Below are 5207 nucleotides of genomic sequence, written 5' to 3' on the forward strand. Positions count from 1 at the left end.
AGCAATCCCCCGGGGCACCCGGCTACGCGGCCCTTCGGGTTCGCTGCGTTGCTCGATTTATCGGGGAAGCGTAAAACTCGTCGCTACGCTCCTCAGACAGCCTACGCTTCTTTTTCCCGATAAATCTGCGCTACTCGCCCGCGTAAACGGGACTTGGGTCCGTGCATGCGCCACGTTCGTATTTGCGCGGCAGCGCCGCGCTACTTGAGCAAGCCTTTAGCCGTATTCAGGGTTGGCAAACTCGCCGTGCAGTAGCACTATCAAATCACCGCACTTCTCGCGCGCCCCATCGGGAGGCATGGATGCTACATAGACTCGACACATTTCACCTCGAATACCCGACAGCGCGATCACCTGCGCGCAAGCCGACACCGTCGACCAATGGAACATTAAGCCTCGTGCGGCTTAACGTTCCGCACTCGCGGCAGAGCGCTGCTAACCCATTGAAATACAATAAAACACGAGACCGCTCTAATCCAGCGCTATGCCGCGTATTAAAGTTAGCGCGGTCTAATCACTGTTAGCTGCAAAAGAGGTCGCAGATGCAACTTGATCCAAAAAGTCTAACCACACCGAGCAAAATAGACCAAAAGGTATCCTCTTTTTGTCGGAAGCTGAGCAGTTCAACTCCCGTTTTTATCGAGGTAACCCCAGAGATCTGGTGTCGGCAAAGTTGTTGTGAGATGAACGTAGAGAAGCTGATTGAGCAGCTAGGTGGAAAGAAGGTTCACGGTTACAAAATCTGGTACGTAAAAGGTAAGTACATTGAGGCTGAGCGCCACACCGTGTATGAGCATGAGGGCATACTCAGAGATCCGACTTTTAACGTGGATGGAGAGCAGAAAATTCTTTTCGTTAGAGATTCCAAGGATACCAAGGGCTACGATGATCGTCCCCTTAAGATTAGGGAAGGGTTCACTCAGAAAGCACGCCTATTGGCGAATCAATTAAACGAGAGAGATACCGGTGTCATTACTTTGAGCAAGGAGGAATCATGGGATGTAATGCCATCATACGAAGATTGGCTTGCTGGAAATCGCCAACCAAACATGTGGGCGGCACCAAAGAGCTAACAATCGCAAGCACACGGACAAACCTATGCTGCGCGCCGGTTAGCCGGTGTTGCGGGCGTTAGTCACTCAGGAGGATTTGTGGCAATAGAGTCACCTTTATTTCAAAGCGCAATGGAGCTGCTTGGACACTCATTGTCACATTACAACGGTAAGAAGGAGCTTGACCGGAAGCTGGTGATCCTCCATCTAGCTAACTCTATCGAACTGATATTAAAAGACTTGGTTCTTGACTCAGGCGAGTCTATTTACAAGAACCCTAAAGAAACGATCACAATACAGGGCTGCCTGTCTGCGCTTGAAAAACATGAGATTGAGGTGCCTTTCCTTAATAAGGTGGAGCTACTCATCGATGAACGTAACGCACTCCAACATCGATTTGGGTCACCAAATGAGCTCACCAGTATTTTTTATATGAATATTGCTCAAGAGTTTTTTAAGCAAGTACTCAAAAAACACTATGGCCAAGAATATGACGAGATCATTTCTCAGTTTGCTGAGGAGCAGGACCTCGCTGTCTATAACCTAAGCAACCCATCAAATGACCAAGAGCTCGAAAAGCTACAGGAGCTTGCTAAAATTCACCCCTTAGGAGCGCTTCTCTCTGCTTGGTCATATTTTGAAAAAACGACAGAAGCATTCATGTCTGAAGCTGGGTTGGATTTTGGTAGGCGGCGACCATTCATGATGGAGCTGACACGGGGGCGTCTAGCGCATTATGGAATAGCTCTGCCAGAGCAGCTCCTACTGAAAATTCAGACTATGCGGCATATCAGAAATATGTCAGCACATGGCCGTTCTGAGCCGACTAAGGAAGAGGTTGTTGAAACAATCGAGACCATCGAAGAGTTAGAGCAGTATTTACAAAGCCTCGACAAAGACGAGATTTCAGAGCGCGCTCGACCTGACAAAGAAGAATATGAAGAAAAGCAAAGAGAGTATCTGAAAGAGCGAGAAGCCTTGAAGGACCGTCGTCAACCCATGATGGAGTTCGATCAAATTGATGACTAACCAGTGCAGGCATGGCGACGCGCTTTCCATTGAGCCTTCGGTTCCAATCTAAGCACGCGCATGGCTGCAAGCGTTAAACATCAGGAGTAAGTATGGCGCTAGTTCATGAAGTTAATTCTCGTGGGGCAGCAGATGTGCTTATTCACGAAGTGAATTCTCGTGGGGCAGCAGATGTGCTTATTCACGAAGTGAATTCTCGTGGTACGGCTGACTTGCTTGTTTGCAAAGTAGATTCACGAGGGCCTGCACACAACAATGATGGTTTGTGGTGCGAAGTTGAGTCACGTGGACCTGCAACGTCATTAATCCACTGGGTAGACTCTAGGGGCGCTGCAGATCTCCTAATCTGCTACGTGAATTCTAGGGGGGCTTCCGGGTGGCAGCATGACCATCCTCTAAAGGGCAAACTTTAATGTTTAACAAAGCGGTGTTGTCGCCTTCGGCTGGGACGCGCTAAAGCGCGCCCCAAACCTTGGCGTTAAGCTTACAAATTAAAACGACTTGGAGGTAACGGTAGGTATTGAAGCGAGAGCGGTGATCTCGTTCGGATTGGAAGTGAATGTTGAAATGAAAGCGAAAGCCGTAATGTAGGTAATCATGGATAATCTGATCGTATTTACTACATGCGTTTGGTGCGGGGTGGCGTTTCTGCGGGCCTGGTGGAACACTTTCAATCCGAGCGAGAGATCAGTAATTGTGAATTGCCTGCCAGATCCAGGAGAAACGAGAGGAGGTTCAATTCCTTCTCCCCGCACAATTTACATGCGCTACGTAGCAGTAGCGCTTAACAAACGCAGTCTGCAGGAGCGCCTTTTCGCTCCTGCATCGCTACAAGGCGCCCGCAACTGCGGGCGTTAGGCAAAGGGAATATATGAGCGATTGGGACTTTCTCCACGATATGCAAGATGAAGGTTATAGCGCAGAGCAAATTGCGGATGCCGCTGCATGTGGATATAACCCTTGGGACGCACACATTGATGAGTGGATTGATGATGAAGGGGGCTGGGATTCTGATAGTGAACCAAAGAACCCAAAAAATCCTCAGCTTTGGGAATTGCTAGATGAGCTAGTTGAAACGGCTCGAAATTATCTCGAAATAACAGGGCGGCATTTGCCGATTTATGGAGAGCTTGGCGAGCTCTATGGCGAGGCTCGATATGGAATCAAAAGACACAAGCCATTCACACAGGGCTCCGATGGTAAATTGGGTAACGATTTCGTCGAAATAAAAACGATTAGCCCATTCAAGTCAGGCGACACTATTTCGGTCAAGCGAGCTGGAAATTTCAGTAAGCTTCTTATCGTAAAAATCAGTGAAGACTTCGATTTCAAGGCAAAGATGCTTGATCGGAAGAGCCTGCAAAAAGGTCCAGGAAAGCATATCAAGGCCAAGTGGAGTGAGTGAAGTTGTCTAACAACTGGTTCAAGTCGTTCGCTTCGCGCACTCGGGTCCCCGTTTACGCGGGCGAGTAGTGCAGGGCTGGCGGGAAATAGGACGGCAGCATGTCTGAGGCTCGAAGAGCCGAGTTCTGCCGTCCCCCGTCAGCACGAGCAACGCAGCGAACCCGAAGGGCCGCGTAGCCGGGTTGCCCTAGGGGGTGCAGGGGGAAATGGCCATGCATTTCCCCCTGCTCGCCGTGAAGGCGAAAGAGTGACGTGAAGAATCAGCGCAGCCGCGCGTTAAAGCACGAAGACAGGACGCAGAGCGTCCAAACCGGCATTCCCACGCAGAGCGTGGGAACAATCAGCAAAGGCGAGCAAGACCATTTAACCAAGGCTGCCTAAGAAATGAGCGTTCAAAAAGGCTATCCGAGGCACTAATGAACAATTGCGATCATCCCAAACGTTGCTTTAGAGAGCCAATCCCAGAAATATTTGATGCTGCTCGCTATCTAGACGCAGCAGTTTCTGCTCATTTAAACGGCCATAGCAGCTTGGCTATCGAGCTATTCACTCTCGCAAACGACCCAAAGATTCGGGCCTGGACTGACTCTATTTGGGGTAAGAAGAGCCCTTTCGTGCGGATCAAGAAACAGCCTGATAAAGCCCATAGCGAGAAAGTGACGGCAAGAATGCCCACCGCCATCCAGAAAGCTGAATTGCACAGCAGGGATGGGTTTCATTGCAGATTTTGTGGGATTCCAGTCATCCGTGCAGAGATAAGAAAGGTCCTTCATATCGCCTATCCAACCGCAATTACTTGGGGCCGCTCGAATGCATCTCAACATGCGGCCTTTCAATGCATGTGGGCACAGTATGATCATGTGGTTCCACACTCCCATGGTGGAACAAACGATCTTGATAACCTTGTTGTGACCTGCGCCGCGTGCAATTTTGGGAAGATGGAGTACACCCTTGAGGAACTCAGCTTAATAGACCCTAGGACTATCCCTCCGATTCAATCAAACTGGGACGGCCTAGAACGAGTCGCAGGGTTTATTGGAAAGCCCTGAAAATGCGGCATCGCTACACGGCCCCGTTGCTTGCCATGCGCGCTAGACCCAGAGGGCCCAAACCAACAACAGACCACTTGATCACATGGAACAACAGCTGCTTTTACTAATCAGTTTCGCGCTTTTGGTAACGCCAGTCCTGCTTAAGCGCTGGCGCTGGTTCTGGATATTTTGCTGTGCGCTTGGCATACCAATGATCTTGGTGTGGGCGCAGCATTTCTACGCCATATCCAGACCAGAGCACACTGGATCGCCAGGCACCGCGCTTGGGCTGGCCTTTTTGATGGTGCCCACGGTGGCGCTCGCGCTGGGCATGTTCCTGCGCTATCTCCGCTGGATTGTCGAGGTGCTGATCAGCGAGCACAGAGAACGGCGAAGCAGCGACCAGTAGGCATCACGCGGCCACAGGAACGATGGCCACCAGCCTGCTAGGCTGTCCGAGCATGTTTTTTCAGACTTACCTAAAACAACGGACGTTTACCATGCGACAGCTTTTGACGAACAACACCCTGCGCTATCTGTGCCTCTTGGTCCTTTTGATTCTGGTGCTCCCAGAAGCGCACGCATGTCGGGGCCGGAGTGTTGAAAACAAACTGTTCTTCACCAACCTGCCCGATCCGCTGCCTGATGCAGACGTTGTAGCCAAGGTAATCTTGCTCGACGTGTTTATTGA

General features: G+C 50.3%; 7 protein-coding genes. All 7 read left to right on the top strand.

Going from position 1 to position 5207, the window contains the following annotated elements; translation table 11 throughout:
* The first annotated feature begins 542 nt into the window (after window positions 1-542).
* On the top strand, window positions 543-1073 hold the full coding sequence (locus C1949_RS19035) for a hypothetical protein (protein ID WP_146040364.1): 531 nt from the start codon (window positions 543-545) through the stop codon (window positions 1071-1073).
* 78 nt (window positions 1074-1151) lie between these two features.
* Window positions 1152-2081: a hypothetical protein gene (locus C1949_RS19040; RefSeq protein ID WP_104739944.1), complete on the top strand. Its 930-nt coding sequence runs from the start codon at window positions 1152-1154 to the stop codon at window positions 2079-2081.
* A gap of 92 nt (window positions 2082-2173) precedes the next feature.
* The gene (locus C1949_RS19865) at window positions 2174-2494 is read left to right on the top strand and encodes a 7(1) septoil knot domain-containing protein (protein ID WP_373289819.1); all 321 of its coding nucleotides are present in this window, start codon (window positions 2174-2176) and stop codon (window positions 2492-2494) included.
* Between the two features lie 458 nt (window positions 2495-2952).
* Window positions 2953-3486, top strand: a complete 534-nt coding sequence (locus C1949_RS19045) for a hypothetical protein (protein ID WP_104739945.1) — start codon at window positions 2953-2955, stop codon at window positions 3484-3486.
* 415 nt (window positions 3487-3901) lie between these two features.
* The gene (locus C1949_RS19050; protein WP_104739946.1) at window positions 3902-4534 is read left to right on the top strand and encodes an HNH endonuclease; all 633 of its coding nucleotides are present in this window, start codon (window positions 3902-3904) and stop codon (window positions 4532-4534) included.
* 85 nt (window positions 4535-4619) lie between these two features.
* Entirely contained in the window at window positions 4620-4925 is a 306-nt protein-coding gene (locus C1949_RS19055) for a hypothetical protein (RefSeq protein ID WP_104739947.1), read from the top strand.
* Between the two features lie 91 nt (window positions 4926-5016).
* Window positions 5017-5207, top strand: a 191-nt coding sequence (locus C1949_RS19580) for a hypothetical protein (RefSeq protein WP_211287221.1), incomplete at its 3' end; no start/stop codon positions are given.

Origin of the sequence: Halopseudomonas oceani, assembly GCF_002903165.1 — a bacterium.
GTDB classification, from domain to species: Bacteria; Pseudomonadota; Gammaproteobacteria; order Pseudomonadales; family Pseudomonadaceae; genus Halopseudomonas; species Halopseudomonas oceani.

Excerpts from the sequence above, each read along its gene's own strand:
- C1949_RS19035 (WP_146040364.1), top strand. The coding sequence starts at position 543 with ATGCAACTTGATCCAAAAAGTCTAACCACACCGAGCAAAATAGACCAA.
- C1949_RS19050 (WP_104739946.1), top strand. The coding sequence starts at position 3,902 with ATGAACAATTGCGATCATCCCAAACGTTGCTTTAGAGAGCCAATCCCA.
- C1949_RS19865 (WP_373289819.1), top strand. The coding sequence starts at position 2,174 with ATGGCGCTAGTTCATGAAGTTAATTCTCGTGGGGCAGCAGATGTGCTT.
- C1949_RS19045 (WP_104739945.1), top strand. The coding sequence starts at position 2,953 with ATGAGCGATTGGGACTTTCTCCACGATATGCAAGATGAAGGTTATAGC.
- C1949_RS19055 (WP_104739947.1), top strand. The coding sequence starts at position 4,620 with ATGGAACAACAGCTGCTTTTACTAATCAGTTTCGCGCTTTTGGTAACG.